This is a genomic window from Labrenzia sp. OB1, from assembly GCF_001624695.1.
In the GTDB taxonomy this organism is placed as follows: Bacteria; Pseudomonadota; Alphaproteobacteria; order Rhizobiales; family Stappiaceae; genus Roseibium.
In genome coordinates this window covers 143246-159491 of the sequence record NZ_JSEP01000002.1, presented here as the reverse complement: position 1 = coordinate 159491, position 16246 = coordinate 143246, and the positions used below count along the sequence as shown (strand labels likewise).

Genomic DNA, 16246 nt, shown 5'->3' with positions numbered 1-16246 from the left:
GCCGCTTGAACACGACACGCTCTAGAGAAGCCGTTTCCAGCGGAAGAATGCGAAGGTCACGATGACGGAGACAAGCATGAGGCTGATGGAAAACAGGAACCCCTTTTCCCAGTGCAGCTCCGGCATGTTTGCGAAGTTCATGCCGTAAATCGAGGCAATCAGCGTGGGGGGCAGGAAAATCAGCCCCAGCACCGTGAAGATCTTCGCGATCTGGTTTTGCTCGAGCGTTACCAGGCCGACTGTGGCATCGAGCAGGAAGTTCAGCTTGCTGTCCAGCGCGTCGCCATGTTCCTTGATGGAATGAATGTCTCGGCCGTACATCTTGCAATCGACGGATTGCTCTTCCGAAAGGCCGAGCCGCTTTGCATGGGTGCTCAGGAAAAGCAGCGTCCGTGACAGGCTGGTGCAGACATCGTGCATCTTCGCGACGTGAAGCCCGATACGCCCGACACGCTTGATGGCGACCTGATAGCTGTCAGTCTTGCGGGTGTTGAGACCGAACTCGAAAACTTCGACGGAAAGTTGGTCGAACTCGCTGGAAGCCGCCTCCATTTCGTCGGCGCAGCGGTCAACGATAACCTCAAGCATGGCGAAAAAGACCGCCGGTCCCAGATGCGCGATGGTCGGGTCGGACTGAACCTTTCTGGAGACGATCAGAATGGAATTCGGTTCGCCATAGCGAACCGTGACAAGTCTCTTCGCGTTGAGGACGAATGTGACGGAGGAAATCGTCGGATCGATTGTCCGCGCCAAAATCGGCATTTGCGCCGTCATCACCACCGCGCCCGGTTCCACGTAGAGCCGTTCGGACGTTTCAATCGAAGCAATTTCATCGCGCGTGGGAATTTCCGCGCCCATGAGTTTCTCCGCCGCCATCTGTTCGTCGTGCGTTGGAGAAACGAGATCGATCCAGACCGATGTGGCCGGCAGCGGCGCGCCGGGAGCAAGTTCAATACGCTCCAGGCCATTAACAGAGGGGCAATAGGCAATGATCATCGGGGCGAATCTCCGCAGCGACACAAGCGGTGTCGGAATCAGCGGCAGTTTGCCCAACAGACCGGTCCACGGCAACCATCCCTGCGGAGCCGGAAAAAACAGGCTGGGACAGCGGAGGCCCGAGGCGGCTTACTTGACTTTTTTTACGGCTGAACTCTTGCAGCAAAGCGCTGCCGCGGTAAGTGCCGCGATGCCGACGGGTTTGTAATAGTTGATGAGTTTTGCGCCATCCGGTGCTTTGACGATCGGGCTGGCAATTTGCTTAGACATTTTCTCTTGTCCGTTTTTCAGTACCCGCATTCTGGTGCTTTCTGACGGGGAATTCGCGGGCACATGTGCATGTCTTATCCAAATAAGGCGTTCGAAGGGCAGACGGCGTGTCCGCACGGACTTTTCTCTTACTTGGATGGCTAAGTATGCGCTTCTCGCCAAAGTCCGGCTAGTCAAAATAAATAACAGGATGTAACGATATGGACAGGAAATTGAACGTTTTCCGTAAGTATTTGTTTACCGATTGTCTTGGGGGTCCGGATTTCTGACGAGGTTTGCGGCCGGTGGCGGGCTTGGCCGGTACTTTGGCCCGTGAGCGGAGCAGTAAATTTGGAGCGATCCGGAGACATATTTCTCGCCGCTTTCCGGGCTGATTGTCACCGGCGCTGAAGCCTGCTGGGACAGAAATTTCTGGAGAAGGTTGCGGAAATGAAGTTCATTTTGACAATTCGCCTGTAAATTAAGAAACAATTGTTACGCCGGTGCCCCCTGTTCGATTGCGGGCGACTCAAGTGGGAAAGAAATGAAGCGCTACGCCGCCTACAAGTCAGCCTCGGCACCTGTCAGCCGGACCACCGGTGCGGTCGGACTGGCTGTGGCATGCACCGCCTTGCTGGCGCAGCGGTTCGGCGTGATCGACGCGGACGTCTTTGTTCTGTCCCTCATTGCCGCTGCGGCAGTGGCGCTGCTGTCGCTGGCGCTGGCCGCTGCCGCGCTTTACCGCATTTGGATTTTTGGCGGGCCGGGCATTCCTGCGGCGTTATGGGGCTTGATCTTCAGCGGCCTGGCGCTTGTTCCCCCTGCTCTGGTTCTGGGCCTGCTGGTCCTGCGTCCGGGCACAATCGATCTGTCCACGGACCGTGCCGACCCGCCTTATCTGAAACCGCAGGCAGTGTCCGAAGAGCAGCCTTTTCTCGCCTGGATGAACGCCATGGCGCTGGAGCATGTCTGGCCGGTCCTGTCGAAGGGCGCCGCCGCCGATCCCCATGCCTCCGCAGGTGAGGCAGTGCTCTATCCGGACATCGTGTCACGCAGATACAGGATTGCGCCCGCCCAGCTTCATGCTGCCGGAACCAAGGCATTCGGGGCCATGAACTGGAAAATCGTCGACGAGTTGCCTCCCGATCTTCTGGATGCGCCCACCCGGCTGCAGGCGGAAGGCACCTCTCGGATCCTGGGCTTGAAGCATGATGTGACTTTGCGTATCCGGCCCGATCCGGTTGGAGCCCTGCTCGACGTGCGCGCAAGATCGCGGACCCCGCTCACGGATCTTTCCGGTAATCCCGACCATATCCGCGCTGTTTTTACCGAAATCGACCAGGTGTTGCTCGAAACATATGGTGACCTGGCGCGGTTGTCCGTCGAGGAAGGCGTTCTGCCTGAGGTGGAGCTTCAGCCGGAATCGCTGGAGGAGCCGCGCGAGACCGCACCGATTCCGGGCTTCAAACCGTACAACGAAGAAGAGGACGCACCGGTCGCCGACGATCAGGCACTGACCGATCTTGAGGGCTGAACGGCCTGATCTTCCATCGCATCAGGACGTTTGCAGGCTGAAAACAGCCGTCAGCGACAGACCGGGCGAGGCGGAAACCAGACCGCGACCGGCAAGGTCCTCCAGATGGGCGAACACCGACAACCCGGCTGCGCCATGCAGGGCGGGGTTAACATCCGCGTAAAGTCTGGCGACAATCTGCGAAATTGTCAGTGGTGCGCCTGCAAGTTCCCGCAGGACCGAGGCTTCCCTGCCCAGCCGGTGCTGCTTCAGGTCCCGGACATAGGAGCGCGCATCCCGAAGGACGCCGCCATGTCCGGGCAGGTAAACCTGTTCAGGCCGATTCAGCAGCTTGTCGATCGAGGCCATGTAGTCCCGCATGTTGCCGTCCGGCGGTGCGACAATCGAGGTGGACCAGCTCATGACATGGTCGGCCGACAGCAGGAGGTCTTCGTCGGCAAGCGCGAAGCACAGGTGATTGGCGGTATGACCCGGTGTCTCGACGGCCTGAAGCGACAGGCCCGCGGCATTGAAAATCTCGCCATCGTGCAACTGCCGGTCCGGTGCGTATTTTCTGTCGCCACTGGCATCGAGCGGATTGATCTCATTCTCCATAAGGTCCCGCGCGGCCCTGTGAACGCCGCATCCGACGATCGGTGCGCCGGTTTTCTCCTTGAGAAGGCGGGCTGCGGGCGAATGGTCGACATGGGTGTGGCTCACCACGATGGCTTCTATGGCTGCGCCCGACGCTGCCCTCAGTATGGCATCGACATGCGCCGCGTCCTCAGGGCCGGGATCGACGACCGCAAGCCGGCTGGTGCCGAGCAGGTAGGTATTGGTTCCAAAAAAAGTAAATGGCCCGGGGTTGTTCACCGTCAGCCGCCGTACCCCCGGAAAAATTTCAACGGCGATGCCATAATTCGGGTCGAAGTCTCGATCGTGTTTCATAAATCTCTGTGCCGCGAACTAAGGGGAGTTGGTGATCGGTGGAAGGTGAGATTGTTTGATTTGCCAGGGGATGGCAAATGCGTCAGTGGTTTCCTGCAAAGTCCATGATGCGGCCCCGAGGTATCACCTGGGGCTGGTTGTTTCTGGTGCGTCATCTATATGTCGCCGGGTTATGGCGTAAACTCATAAATGAAGACGAAATGGTATGGGAAATGGCGGAACCCCGGCAGGAAGCGTGCGATGAGCGGGCTTCGTACCCGGTCAAGCACGCTGACGACATGGGGTGAAGCCATTTTCATGTCCTTCGGATTTGACCGGATTGGTCCTCCTCTGCGTCGCGAAAGGTTTGAAAATGAAACACATTTCCTGCGCTTTCGCTCCTTGATGAAGACCAAATCGCCTCAAACCATTTCATCTTCATTTAGGAGTTTACGCTCTAGGGTAGGGAAGCCCGGCTTTGCCAACCGTAGCCCTTCTATGGGAAGCTGTTGGCGGGAGCTGATCTGAATATATTTTTGAGGGGGCCATGGCAGACGAAACGGAATGCCGCTTTGAAGGCGTGCTGAACCTGCCGCGTGACCAGGCGTTTTCGCTGGTCGTCGACCGACCGGTTCTGTGGTGGGTCTCCCCCTTCGATGTACCGGACACTGGCGAACTGGATGCGGAAATCGAACCTTTCGCCGGCGGCAGTTGCTATGAAACGGACGGTCAGGGCCATCGGCGGATCTGGGGAACTGTGCTTTCGATCGAAAGCCCCCTGTATGTGCGCCTGGCCTGGCAGGTATCCCTGGACGGCAGGGAAATCGCCGATCCCGCCGCGGCGAGCCGTGTGATGATCAACTTTCGCGGCGCAGGGGAATCGACGCGACTTGAGATCGTCCACAATGAATTCCTGCGGCATGGCGAGCACGGCTCGGAGTATCTGAACTTCATGTGCCGGCCCGATGGCTGGCCCCGCATCGTTGAAAATCTTCAGAAGGCCGCCCGCGGCGCAGGCTCGCGTTAGTGGTCCGTGTGCCCCCATCCGCAACTCAGGGTCGCGCTGTCGTTTGGATGACATGCTTCCTGTGTTAGGGAAGGGGTCCACCGACGCTCCGATAGCCTGTTTCCGGTCTTGCGCCTTTACCAAGACGTCGAAATAGTATCTTTCCTTCGTGGCGGACATTTCTCGCAGGTAATCGCTCAAAGTATCCATGACTGAATCCCCATCGCCATTCGAGGAAACTGCCGAGGCGCAGGCCGCCGTATCACCGCTCACGCGGATAAGCGAGGCGCGGTGGATTCTCGTCACCGCGTTCTGTGCTGCGGGTTATGGCGTTTTTGCATTTGATGTTCCGATCTTGTCCGCGGCAGCCGGCCTTGCTGCTCTGGTTGTCGTGGCAGCGCTGATCCCACGGCGGTCGTCCAGCCGCAGGGTCAAGCTGAAAGCGCAGCGGGAGATCCGCAGGATGTGGCCGGGCACCGGCATGAAGGTGACTGTCGATGCGCTGCCATCCCCATGCTTCGTGGCCGATGGCCGTGGAATAACCCGTTATGTCAATGCGCGGGCGCAGGTCATTTACAGCGGTGTGAAACCAGGTGACCCACTGTCCTTTTCCCTGCGTGCGCCGTCCTTGCTGGAAGCATTTGACCGCGTCTGCAGCACAGGCGGCACGGAACGGATCAACTGGATCGAGAAGGTGCCGACCGAAACCTGGTACGAGGCTCACATCGCGCCGATCTACATGCCCGGCTCCGGCGACCAGGAACGCCAGCACAGTCGCCCGGACTTCATTCTGGTGGTCATTCAGGACCTGACGGAAAACCGTCGGCTCGAACGTATGCGAACGGACTTTGTCGCCAACGCCAGCCATGAGCTGCGAACGCCACTGGCGTCCCTGACCGGCTTCATCGAAACAATTCAGGGGCCGGCTCGCAACGACCCGGAGGCGCAGGACCGGTTTCTGGCGATCATGCTGGATCAGGCAGGCCGCATGCGGCGTCTGATCGACGATATCCTGTCGCTCTCCCGGATCGAACTCAAGGCCAATGTCCGGCCGGCAAGCGTCGTGGACCTATCCGAGATCGTCCGTCATACCAAGGACGCGCTGACACCTCTTGCGGTGGATCTTGACGTCGAAATTCGCATCCAGGCGCCGGAAAAACCCGTCCGTGTGAAGGGGGACCGGGACGAACTCATTCAGGTGATTGAAAACCTGATCGAGAACGCGCTGAAATATGGCAGCGTCGGCAAATATGTGGATGTGAGGCTGGAGGAGCAGACAGACACGGACGACGCGCCGTCCTGGGTTTTGTCCGTCCGGGATTACGGCGAAGGCATTTCACCGGAGCATCTGCCGCGGCTTACGGAACGGTTTTATCGCATCGATGTCGAATCCAGCCGCGCCTTGAAAGGCACGGGTCTGGGCCTTGCGATCGTCAAGCATATCCTCACCCGGCACAGGGCACGCCTGGACATCGAGAGCGATCCCGGCAAGGGCGCGACTTTCAAGGTGAAACTTCCGGCACTTGAAAGCACCGATCAGCCGATTGAGTCCAAATCAATGCCTCCCCACGTTGGAAGCCACGACTAGGGCGGAAATGGTTTGAGGAGGACCAATCCGCCTCAAACCATTTCATCTTCATTTATGAGTCCGTACCCTGGGACGACCCGTCCTTTTCCTGCACTACAAAGCGGGATGTTCTGGAGACGGACGTCTGCGCACGCGGAAAGCAAATGGCGCGGGCACGGTGCTGATTGTCGTCAATTCGACCGATTCCGCGACATGAAAACATCAATAATGATTTTATCCTTTATATTTCAACGTCTTAAATTGTCATAAAACTGAAAAATAACTGTCATAGAACTCTCATCCATGGGGCCTAGGGTCCCGGCATCGCTCGAGCAACCCCATGCCCGGTGATCCATTATAAACCTTGACATTCAAAGGGAGTGGTCAAGTGAAATTTACGACCCTCGTTAGCGCAACTGCTCTTGCTGTTGCTTCCACTGCATTCGTTGGTGCCGCCCAGGCTCGTGACCAGGTTCAGGTCGCCGGTTCCTCCACAGTTCTGCCGTACGCGTCCATCGTCGCGGAAGCTTTCGGTGAAAACACCGATTTCCCGACCCCTGTCGTGGAATCGGGCGGATCCTCCGCCGGTCTGAAGCGCTTCTGCGAAGGTGTTGGCGAAAACACCATCGACGTTGCAAACGCTTCCCGCAAAATTCGCGAGAAGGAAATCAAGGCTTGTGCGGAAGCTGGCGTGAAGGACATCATCGAAGTCCGCATCGGCTACGATGGTATCGTCTTCGCTTCCCAGAAAGACGGTCCGGCCTTCACCGCTTTCCAGCCCGCCGACATCTTCAACGCTCTTGGTGCCAAGGTGCTCAAGGACGGCGAGATCGTTGACAACCCGTACAACAACTGGGCTGAATTCAACGCCGATCTGCCGGACGTCGGTATTGCTGCTTTCATTCCGGGCACCAAGCACGGCACCCGTGAAGTGTTTGAAGAAAAAGTTCTGGCTGTTGGCTGTGAAGCCACTGGCGCTCTTCAGGCCATGATCGACAGCGGCATGTCGGAAGACGACGCTGAAGACGCCTGCATTGACGTTCGCGCGGACGGCAAGTCCACCGACATCGACGGCGACTACACCGAAACCCTGGCGCGTATCGACTCCAACCCGAACGGCATCGGCGTCTTCGGTCTGGCGTTCTACGAAAACAACACCGACAAGCTGAAGGTCGCAACCATGGGCGACGTGGCTCCGAACACGGCATCCATCGCGTCCGGCGAGTATCCGGTTTCCCGCCCGCTGTTCTTCTACATCAAGAAGGCGCACATCGGCGTGATCCCGGGTCTGAAGGAATATGCCCAGTTCTTCGTCGCTGACGAAATCGCAGGCCCGAGCGGCCCGCTGGCTCAGTACGGCCTTGTTGCCGATCCTGAACTGGCTGCGACCCAGGCGTCCATTGCTGCTGAAGATACCATGAAGTAACAGGGCTTCGGCTCTATCCGGGGGGCGGCGATTCCCGCCGCCCCTTTTCATTTGTGTGATTTTTAAATCTTTCGGGGAACCACATGTCCTTGTTCTGGCTCGTCGTGATCGTGCTTGCCATCGCGCTGGTTGGCTACATTGCAGGGCGCGCGCGTGCTCTGGCCAGCGCCGGAGGAGATATGCGGGATCTGCATTCTCTTCCTGTCTACTACGGGGCAAACGTGGCGATGAAAGCCGCGGTGCCGGCTTTCCTGATCCTTGTGCTCTGGTTGCTGGTGCAGCCGTTTGTCGTGCACAGCAACATTTCCGGCATGATCCCGGAAAGCGCGGTCGGCGATGGCTCGTCCCTCGGGCTGGTGATGGCTGAAGTGCGCCGTACCGCCGAAGGGCTCGAAAACGCCGTCGCAAGCGGGCAGATGACCGACGATTTCGCGCGCAATGCGCGCACCGATTTCAACGATATCACCACCCGCCTCAAGGATGCCGGGCAAATCGTTACGTCCCAGATCACGCAGCCGATCATGCGTGCCGCGCAGGCCTACAGGATCATGGTCTCGAACGGCAATTTCTACATGTCCATTGTCGTGCTTCTTGCGGCAATTGCCGGGGCGTTGTGGGGTGTGCGTGAAACCAGCGCCGAATTCAGGGCGCGCAACACCGTGGAACGCGGCATTCAGGTCATCCTGTTCAGTGCCGCCCTGATCGCGGTTCTGACAACACTCGGCATCGTTCTGTCGCTTGTCTTCAACACGGTGGAATTCTTCCGGCTCTATCCGGCGATGGACTTCTTCTTCGGCCTGACCTGGTCGCCGAGCTTCTCCGGGCGCGGCGGATCGTCGGAGCTGGGTATTCTCCCCCTCTTGTGGGGCACGTTTTACATCTCCTTCGTCGCCCTCGCTGTTGCGGTGCCGGTTGGTCTTTTCGCCGCCGTGTATCTTTCCGAATACGCCAGCCCAAGGGTTCGGGCGGTGGCCAAGCCGATGCTGGAAATTCTCGCCGGCATCCCGACCATTGTTTACGGCCTGTTCGCCCTGCTCACCGTCGGGCCGATGCTGCTGTCGGTCTTCGGCGATAACGGGCTGGGGATCATGAAGGCGGGCACTGCGGTCATGACGGCGGGCCTCGTCATGGGCATCATGCTGATCCCCTTTGTGAGTTCGCTGTCAGACGACATCATCAACGCGGTGCCGCAAGCCATGCGGGACGGATCCTACGGATTGGGCGCCACCAAGTCCGAGACGGTGAAGCAGGTTATCCTTCCTGCCGCGCTGCCCGGTATCGTCGGCGCAATTCTGCTGGCGGCCTCTCGGGCCATCGGTGAAACGATGATTGTGGTTCTCGGAGCCGGCGCGGCCGCGCGGCTCAGTCTCAACCCCTTCGAAGCCATGACCACCGTAACGGCAAAGATCGTCAGTCAGCTGACCGGGGACGCGGATTTCGCCTCTCCCGTGGCACTGGTCGCCTTTGCGCTGGGCATGACGCTCTTCGTGGTGACCCTTGGTCTGAATATCGTCGCGCTCTACATCGTGCGCAAATACCGGGAGCAGTATGACTGATGACTGACACAACTCTTTCTCCCGAGACCAGCCCGGCAGCGGCCGGAGACGCGGCGAAGCCGAAGTCGCTCTACGCGCTCGACGATCTGACCCGCAAGCGCAACGCGTCGGAAAAGCGGTTCAAATACTACGGCCTCGGCGCTGTTCTTATCGGTTTGTTCTTCCTCGTGGTTCTGGCCACGGCGATCATCTCCGAGGGAATTCCGGCTTTCACCCGCACGATTGTCGAAGTCGAGTTCACGCTGACGCAGGAGCAATATGACGCTGCGGAAAAGGAACTCTTCAAGACCAAGGCCTATGAGCAGTTCTTTATCAACGCGCTTCAGGGTCAGCTTGAAGAAAGCGGTATGAGCGTCCCGTTCGACGCCAAGGCTATCGAACGTATCGTCGGCAAGACCGGCGGCACGATACGCGAGTACTTCAAGGCCAATCCGGGGGCTCTCGGCGCACCGGCGGCCTTCGAGCTGGCGGCCTCGTCGCGGGTTGACGGGTATTCGAACGGCCGTGTCACCCGCGAAACGCTGACCGACAGCCGTTTCCTGGAAAAATCCGACCTCGACATCGTCGATGCGCTGGTCGAGACAGGTATCATCAAGACGGTCTTCAACTGGAACTTCATCACCGGTGCCGACTCCGGCGTCGATAATCCGGGGGGCGCAGGCATAGGGGCGTCCGTCGTCGGTTCGTTCTTCATGATGCTGGTTGTTCTGTTCCTGTCGCTGCCAATCGGTGTCGCGGCCTCCATCTACCTGGAGGAATTCGCGCCGCAGAACAGGTTCACGGACATGATCGAGGTGAACATTTCCAATCTGGCCGCCGTTCCCTCGATTGTCTTCGGTATTCTGGGTCTGGCGGTGTTCATCCAGTTCATGCACCTGCCGCAATCCGCGCCGCTTGTCGGTGGCCTGGTCCTGACGCTGATGACGCTGCCGACGATCATCATCTCGACCCGCGCATCTCTCAAAGCGGTGCCGCCGAGCATCCGCGACGCGGCGCTCGGGGTCGGGGCCTCCAAGATGCAGTCCATCTTCCACCATGTTCTGCCTCTGGCCATGCCGGGCATTCTGACCGGGACCATCATCGGTCTAGCCCAGGCGCTTGGCGAGACGGCTCCGCTGTTGCTGATCGGCATGGTCGGGTTTGTCGCACGCGGCTATCCCGACGGCTTTATCACGGGCTTTATCGAGCCGAATTCGGCAATGCCTGCACAGATTTACACGTGGGCTGCCCGTGCGGACTACGCGTTTTACGAAAAAGCCTGGGGCGGCATCATCATTCTGCTGGTGTTCCTCCTCACCATGAACATTCTCGCGGTCATTCTGCGCCGCAGGTTCGAACGCCGCTGGTAAGGAACGATCCGATGAACGAGATGCCGAATTTGGAACAGGCGAGCGCCATGACTTCAAGCAAAATTTCCGCGAAAAAGGTTCAGGTTTATTATGGCGACAAGCAGGCCATCATAGACGTCGATATTGAAATTCAGCCGCGGTCGGTCACCGCCTTCATCGGCCCTTCGGGCTGTGGCAAGTCGACCTTCCTGCGCACCATCAACCGGATGAACGACACCATCGACATCTGCCGGGTCGAGGGTTCGATCAAGATCGACGGCGAGGACATCTACGACGCAAAGGTCGATCCGGTGCAGCTTCGCGCAAAGGTCGGCATGGTGTTCCAGAAACCGAACCCCTTTCCCAAGTCGATCTACGACAACGTCGCCTATGGTCCGCGCATTCACGGGATGGCCCGCAACAAGTCCCAACTGGACGACATCGTTGCCTCAAGTCTTCAAAAGGCGGGCCTTTGGGAAGAAGTGAAGAACCGTCTGGATGAGCCGGGAACCGGCATGTCGGGCGGTCAGCAGCAGCGTTTGTGCATCGCCCGCGCGATTGCCGTAAGCCCGGAAGTGATCCTCATGGATGAGCCTTGCTCAGCTCTCGATCCGATTGCGACTGCCAAGGTTGAAGAACTGATCGACGAGCTGCGCGAGAACTACACGATCGTCATCGTGACCCATTCCATGCAGCAGGCTGCCCGCGTGTCACAGCGCACGGCGTTCTTCCACCTTGGTGTCCTGGTTGAGGAAGGTTCGACGCAGGATATTTTCACCAATCCGAAAGACAAGCGGACACAGGATTACATTACTGGCCGCTTCGGCTAAGCGAATTCAGAAACTCTGAAAGGGACACAGGATGTCTGAACATACAGTCTCGGCATATGACGAGGAGCTGACGGAAATGGCCGGCAAGGTCGCCGAAATGGGCGGACTGGCGGAAAAAGCCTTTGCCGATGCCGTCTCGGCCCTGGTTTCCCAGGATCTGGAACTGGCCAAAAAAACGATTGAGAAGGACGCCCGTCTCGACACGCTTCACCAGGAAGTCGAGGTCAAGCTGATCGAGATTATCGCGCGCCGCCAGCCCATGGGCCAGGATCTGCGTGAAATCACCGCCGCGACCCGTATCTCCTACGATCTGGAGCGGGTTGGGGATCTGGCGAAAAACGTCGCCAAGCGCGTGATCGCGATCGACAGCGACCTGCAATCGAAGAAACTTGCGATCGGTGTCGAGCACATGACCGAGCTGACGCTGTCGCAGCTCAAGAAGGTCCTGGATGCCTATACCCGCAAGGATGCGGAAACGGCGCGCCGCGTTCAGGAAGCCGACGCCGAGATCGATGCCATCTACACGTCGCTGTTCCGCGAACTGCTGACCTATATGATGGAGGATCCCAGGGTGATTACCCAATGCGTCCATCTGCTGTTCTGCGCCAAGAACATCGAACGGATCGGCGATCACGCAACCAACATCGCGGAGAACGTCTACTACATGGTGACCGGTGAGCGGTTGCCGGAAGACCGCGTGAAGTATGACGAAACGACTGTTTCCGCCTAGCCGCTTGACCCTTTTTTCGCGCGACCTTCGAACGGAAACGGTTGGAGATCGAAAAGAGACCGTTATTGACGTGTTGGAAAAGGCTGCTGTTTTCACTTGAGGGCAAGGGCCCCGGAAGCGGAATGAAGCGGAAAAATGACCCGGTCGGCGCTGCGGCGCCGGTTGATGAAATTGGAGCGAGAACGTATGCCGAAGGTGCTCATCGTTGAAGACGAAGAACCGCTGAGCCTTCTTTTGAGATACAATCTGGAAGCGGAAGGATATGCGGTTGAATCGTGTGTCCGCGGGGACGAAGCGGAAATCCGCTTGCGGGAAAGTCTTCCCGATCTCCTGCTTCTGGACTGGATGTTGCCGGGACTGTCTGGAATTGAACTGTGCCGCCGTTTGCGCGCACGCGAAGACTCCGAGCGCCTGCCGGTCATCATGCTCACGGCCCGCGGCGAGGAAGCCGAACGCATTCGCGGACTGTCCACGGGCGCGGACGACTATGTGGTCAAACCCTTCTCCGTGCCGGAACTGATGGCGCGCGTGCGGGCCATCCTGCGCCGGGCCAGCCCGGAGGTAGTGTCCTCGATGCTGCGCTCCGGTGATATCGAGCTGGACCGGGAAACCCATCGTGTTCGCAGGAACACCAAGGAGATCCATCTCGGTCCGACGGAGTTCCGCCTGCTGGAATTTCTGATGACGGCTCCGGGCCGGGTGTTCTCGCGCGAGCAGCTTCTGGACGGGGTCTGGGGCCACGATGTCTATGTCGACGAGCGCACGGTGGATGTCCATGTAGGCCGGCTGCGCAAGGCACTCAACAAGGGCAAGGCCAAGGATCCAATCCGCACTGTCCGTGGCGCCGGATACGCCTTCAACGATCAGTTCTCGATGGCGGGCTGACTGTATAAGGCGCCAGCCGGTTCAACAGCTATGGCTGTCCGGAACGGTTGGGATTCACCGATCTGCAAAAAAACACCCTGCGTTCAGGTGAACGCAGGGTGTTTTTGTCTGGGTCATCCGCGGATTGGCGAAAGGCCGCTCAGCCTGCCTGTGCCACCACTTTGCGGCTGCGGCGGTCAGAGACCGGCTGATAGGCGATCTTGCAGTGATGCACGCAGTAAGGCGCGTTCGGGTCCGACTGGCGGCCACAGAAATAGAAATCATCCGTGGAAGGATCGCCGATCGGCCATTTGCAGGTGCGCTCCGTCAGCGTGAGAATTGTCGCGCGCTGGGAAATCGGCACCAGTTCGGCAATCGGCTCAACCTGGGGGCTGGCTTCGACCTCCGGTGCGGGTGTGAAATCGGCTTTAAGTGCCGTTGCTCCGATGGACTGCGGCTGAGAGGCCGGTCTTTTCGGCGCTGCACTTGCGGGGGCCGGATTGGGCCGTGCGCGGCGCGCCTTGGAAGCTGAGGAAGTCGTCTTGGCGCGGCCCGACAAACCGAGACGGTGCACTTTGCCGATGACGGCATTGCGCGTAACGCCACCCAGTTCGCCTGCAATCTGGCTCGCGCTCAAGCCTTCGCTCCAGAGTTTCTTCAGAAGCTCAACCCGTTCGTTCGTCCAACTCATTGCCGCACCCTTTTATTTTGGCCGCCTTGCGGCCATTAACCTCGCGTTAGGCACAGCATGTGAGCGCCTAATTGGCATATCTAGTGCCTCTAGCTGATGTGCCTCACGAGATATCGCGTCTGACTGACCAGAGGTTACAATAGTGTTAATTTGTCAGGCAACCATCCGGCCCAAACCAGTTGGGGATGAAGCAACTTTTCCCCAAATAAGGCGAGGTCATTGAGAATTTTCACGAATTTCAGATATCGCACGGATGCGGCATTTCCATTGACAGGCAACGGTAGGGACGGTGTATAACAAACCGCTGCGTGCCGCCTCATCGGGGCGGCACGTTTCGTTTTGGCCTTTCCGCATGGACTCCGAGGGAAAAACCTCAACCGGTGTGAACACCTTGGGGCGGAAGAGGCGTTTAAAGGAGCAAATGGAGTTATGTCCGAGAGTGCACTATTCGGGAATTACGCAAGATCGAACCTGACATTCGATCACGGGGAAGGTGTGTGGCTGGTTACGAGTGACGGCCGACGATTTCTCGACTGCGGTTCCGGTATTGCCGTCAATTCGCTCGGACACAGCCATCCGCATCTGGTCAAGGCACTGCAGGATCAGGCCGCCAAACTCTGGCACGTCTCCAACCTGCATCAGGCGCCGGAAGGAGAGCGGCTGGCCCAGCGGCTGTGCGCGGCGACCTTCGCCGACAAGGTCCTGTTCGTGAATTCAGGCGCCGAGGCGATGGAGGCAGCCATCAAATGCGCGCGCCGCTTCCACTATGACAACGGACAGCCGGATCGCTTCCATATCGTGACCTTCGAAGGCGCTTTCCACGGCCGGACGCTGGGGACCATCGCTGCCGGCGGCCAGGCGAAGTATCTGGAAGGCTTCGGCCCCAAAGCGCCCGGTTTCGATCAGGTGCCGGCAGGCGATCTGGACGCGCTCAAGGCCGTGATCGGACCGCAAACGGCTGCGATCGCGATCGAACCCATCCAGGGCGAGGGCGGCATCCGGGAAATCCAGACCGATTTTCTGCGTGCGCTGCGCAGGATCTGCGACGAGAACGGCATCCTGCTGATCTTCGACGAAATCCAGACCGGTGTCGGACGGACCGGCAAGCTGTTCGCTCACCAGTGGACCGGTGTCGAACCCGACCTGATGGCGGTCGCAAAGGGTATCGGCGGCGGCTTTCCGATGGCGGCCTGCCTGGCAACGGCGGAAACCGCCCGGGCGCTGTCACCTGGAACCCATGGCACGACCTTCGGTGGCAATGCACTGGCCATGGCTGTCGGCAATGCCATTCTTGATGTCGTGCTCGGCGAAGGCTTCCTGGAGGAGGTCAGCCGCAAGGGTCTCAGCTTCAAGCAGAAGCTGGCCGGATTGGTGGACGGTCATCCGAAGGTTCTGGACGAAGTGCGCGGCACCGGTTTGATGCTTGGCCTGAAATGCGCAGTTCCCGTTGGCGACTATGTCGCCGCGGCTCGCGATGCCGGATTGCTGGCCGTTCCGGCGGGTGACAATGTGGTACGCATTATGCCGCCGCTGAACATGAGTGAAGACGAAATCGCCATCGCTGTTGAGCGCCTGGACAAGGCTGCGTGTGCAATCGAGGCGAAATTGCTGGAAGGAGCGGCCGAATGACCGCCGGACAACCCTACCGGAATTTTCTGGATCTGACGGAAATCGAAAGCGACGAACTGCGGGCCATCCTGGATACGGGAAAGAAGATCAAGGCGACGCGCGACGGCGTTCGCCGGGGCGAGGGGCCGCTGGCCGGCAAGGTGCTCGCCATGATTTTCGAACAGCCCTCCACGCGAACACGGATCTCCTTCGATATCGGCATGCGCGAACTCGGCGGCGAAACGCTGATGCTGACTGGAGCGGAAATGCAGCTCGGACGGGGTGAGACCATTGGCGACACGGCGCGTGTTCTCTCACGCTTCGTCGATGCAATCATGATCCGTATTCTCGATCACAACGAATTGCGCGAACTGGCTGAGAACGCGACGGTACCGGTGATCAACGGCCTGACCAAGGTCTCGCATCCCTGCCAGATCATGGCGGATCTGATGACTTTCGAGGAGCACCGCGGATCGGTGAAGGGCCGAAGCATTGCCTGGACCGGCGACAGCAACAACGTGCTGGCGTCGTGGATCCATGCCGCGCCCCGTTTCGATTTCGAGCTGCGTATCGCAACTCCGGAGGAATTGGCGCCGCCGCGGGAGCTGATCGACGCCGCCCGGAAAAAGGGTGGTTCCATTCTCGTCACACCAGACCCATATGAGGCGGTCAAGGGGACCGATTGTGTCGTTACCGACTGCTGGGTGTCCATGGGGGACGATGACAGCGAGACGCGTCACAATCTTCTCGGTGCCTATCAGGTGAACAAGCGATTGATGGACGAGGCAAACAAGGACGCGCTGTTCATGCACTGCCTGCCGGCCCATCGGGGCGAGGAAGTCACCTCGGAAGTCATGGACGGTCCCAATTCCGTTGTGTTCGATGAAGCCGAAAACCGGCTCCATGCCCAGAAAGGCATTCTGGCCTGGTGTTTCGGCGCAGTTTAAGGCAAGGC

The 16246-nt window shown here is 59.0% G+C and carries 15 protein-coding genes; 11 read left to right on the top strand and 4 right to left on the bottom strand.

What is annotated here, in order from left to right; genetic code table 11:
* Positions 1-21: 21 nt before the first annotated feature.
* Both OA90_RS03050 and OA90_RS28460 read right to left on the bottom strand, forming a co-directional pair.
* The gene (locus OA90_RS03050; RefSeq protein WP_068407754.1) at positions 22-996 is read right to left on the bottom strand and encodes a magnesium transporter CorA family protein; all 975 of its coding nucleotides are present in this window, start codon (positions 994-996) and stop codon (positions 22-24) included.
* A gap of 129 nt (positions 997-1125) precedes the next feature.
* Positions 1126-1296, bottom strand: coding sequence for a hypothetical protein (locus tag OA90_RS28460; RefSeq protein ID WP_156510366.1), 171 nt, complete (start codon positions 1294-1296; stop codon positions 1126-1128).
* A gap of 493 nt (positions 1297-1789) precedes the next feature.
* Between OA90_RS28460 and OA90_RS03045 the strand changes: the two genes are divergently transcribed.
* The gene (locus OA90_RS03045; protein WP_068406996.1) at positions 1790-2779 is read left to right on the top strand and encodes a DUF1499 domain-containing protein; all 990 of its coding nucleotides are present in this window, start codon (positions 1790-1792) and stop codon (positions 2777-2779) included.
* 21 nt (positions 2780-2800) lie between these two features.
* On the opposite strand, the gene OA90_RS03040 is transcribed toward OA90_RS03045, so the two are convergent.
* On the bottom strand, positions 2801-3706 hold the full coding sequence (locus OA90_RS03040; RefSeq protein ID WP_068406993.1) for an MBL fold metallo-hydrolase: 906 nt from the start codon (positions 3704-3706) through the stop codon (positions 2801-2803).
* Positions 3707-4232: 526 nt separating this feature from the next.
* Between OA90_RS03040 and OA90_RS03030 the strand changes: the two genes are divergently transcribed.
* From OA90_RS03030 to phoB, 8 genes are all read left to right on the top strand, one after another.
* The gene (locus OA90_RS03030; RefSeq protein WP_068406986.1) at positions 4233-4712 is read left to right on the top strand and encodes an SRPBCC domain-containing protein; all 480 of its coding nucleotides are present in this window, start codon (positions 4233-4235) and stop codon (positions 4710-4712) included.
* A gap of 187 nt (positions 4713-4899) precedes the next feature.
* Positions 4900-6279, top strand: a complete 1380-nt coding sequence (locus OA90_RS03025) for an ATP-binding protein (RefSeq protein ID WP_068406983.1) — start codon at positions 4900-4902, stop codon at positions 6277-6279.
* Between the two features lie 367 nt (positions 6280-6646).
* Positions 6647-7684, top strand: coding sequence for a substrate-binding domain-containing protein (locus OA90_RS03020; protein ID WP_068406980.1), 1038 nt, complete (start codon positions 6647-6649; stop codon positions 7682-7684).
* Between the two features lie 83 nt (positions 7685-7767).
* Positions 7768-9240 carry a phosphate ABC transporter permease subunit PstC gene (gene pstC, locus OA90_RS03015; protein WP_068406977.1) on the top strand — a complete coding sequence of 491 codons (1473 nt, stop codon included), beginning with the start codon at positions 7768-7770 and terminating at the stop codon, positions 9238-9240.
* The gene (gene pstA / locus OA90_RS03010) at positions 9240-10589 is read left to right on the top strand and encodes a phosphate ABC transporter permease PstA (RefSeq protein ID WP_068406974.1); all 1350 of its coding nucleotides are present in this window, start codon (positions 9240-9242) and stop codon (positions 10587-10589) included. Before pstC ends, pstA begins: the two co-directional genes overlap by 1 nt.
* 11 nt (positions 10590-10600) lie before the next feature.
* On the top strand, positions 10601-11398 hold the full coding sequence (pstB, locus tag OA90_RS03005) for a phosphate ABC transporter ATP-binding protein PstB (RefSeq protein WP_068406969.1): 798 nt from the start codon (positions 10601-10603) through the stop codon (positions 11396-11398).
* Positions 11399-11429: 31 nt separating this feature from the next.
* Entirely contained in the window at positions 11430-12128 is a 699-nt protein-coding gene (gene phoU, locus OA90_RS03000) for a phosphate signaling complex protein PhoU (protein ID WP_068406965.1), read from the top strand.
* A gap of 186 nt (positions 12129-12314) precedes the next feature.
* Complete coding sequence (phoB, locus tag OA90_RS02995) at positions 12315-13013, top strand: phosphate regulon transcriptional regulator PhoB (RefSeq protein ID WP_068406962.1); 699 nt, start codon at positions 12315-12317, stop codon at positions 13011-13013.
* Between the two features lie 139 nt (positions 13014-13152).
* Here the strand turns inward: phoB and OA90_RS02990 are convergent, their stop codons facing one another.
* On the bottom strand, positions 13153-13683 hold the full coding sequence (locus tag OA90_RS02990) for a GcrA family cell cycle regulator (RefSeq protein ID WP_068406959.1): 531 nt from the start codon (positions 13681-13683) through the stop codon (positions 13153-13155).
* Between the two features lie 429 nt (positions 13684-14112).
* Between OA90_RS02990 and OA90_RS02985 the strand changes: the two genes are divergently transcribed.
* Complete coding sequence (locus OA90_RS02985; protein ID WP_068406956.1) at positions 14113-15312, top strand: aspartate aminotransferase family protein; 1200 nt, start codon at positions 14113-14115, stop codon at positions 15310-15312.
* Positions 15309-16238 (top strand): ornithine carbamoyltransferase, encoded by a 930-nt coding sequence (gene argF, locus OA90_RS02980; protein WP_068406953.1) that lies wholly within the window; start codon positions 15309-15311, stop codon positions 16236-16238. Before OA90_RS02985 ends, argF begins: the two co-directional genes overlap by 4 nt.
* The last annotated feature ends 8 nt before the right edge of the window (positions 16239-16246 follow it).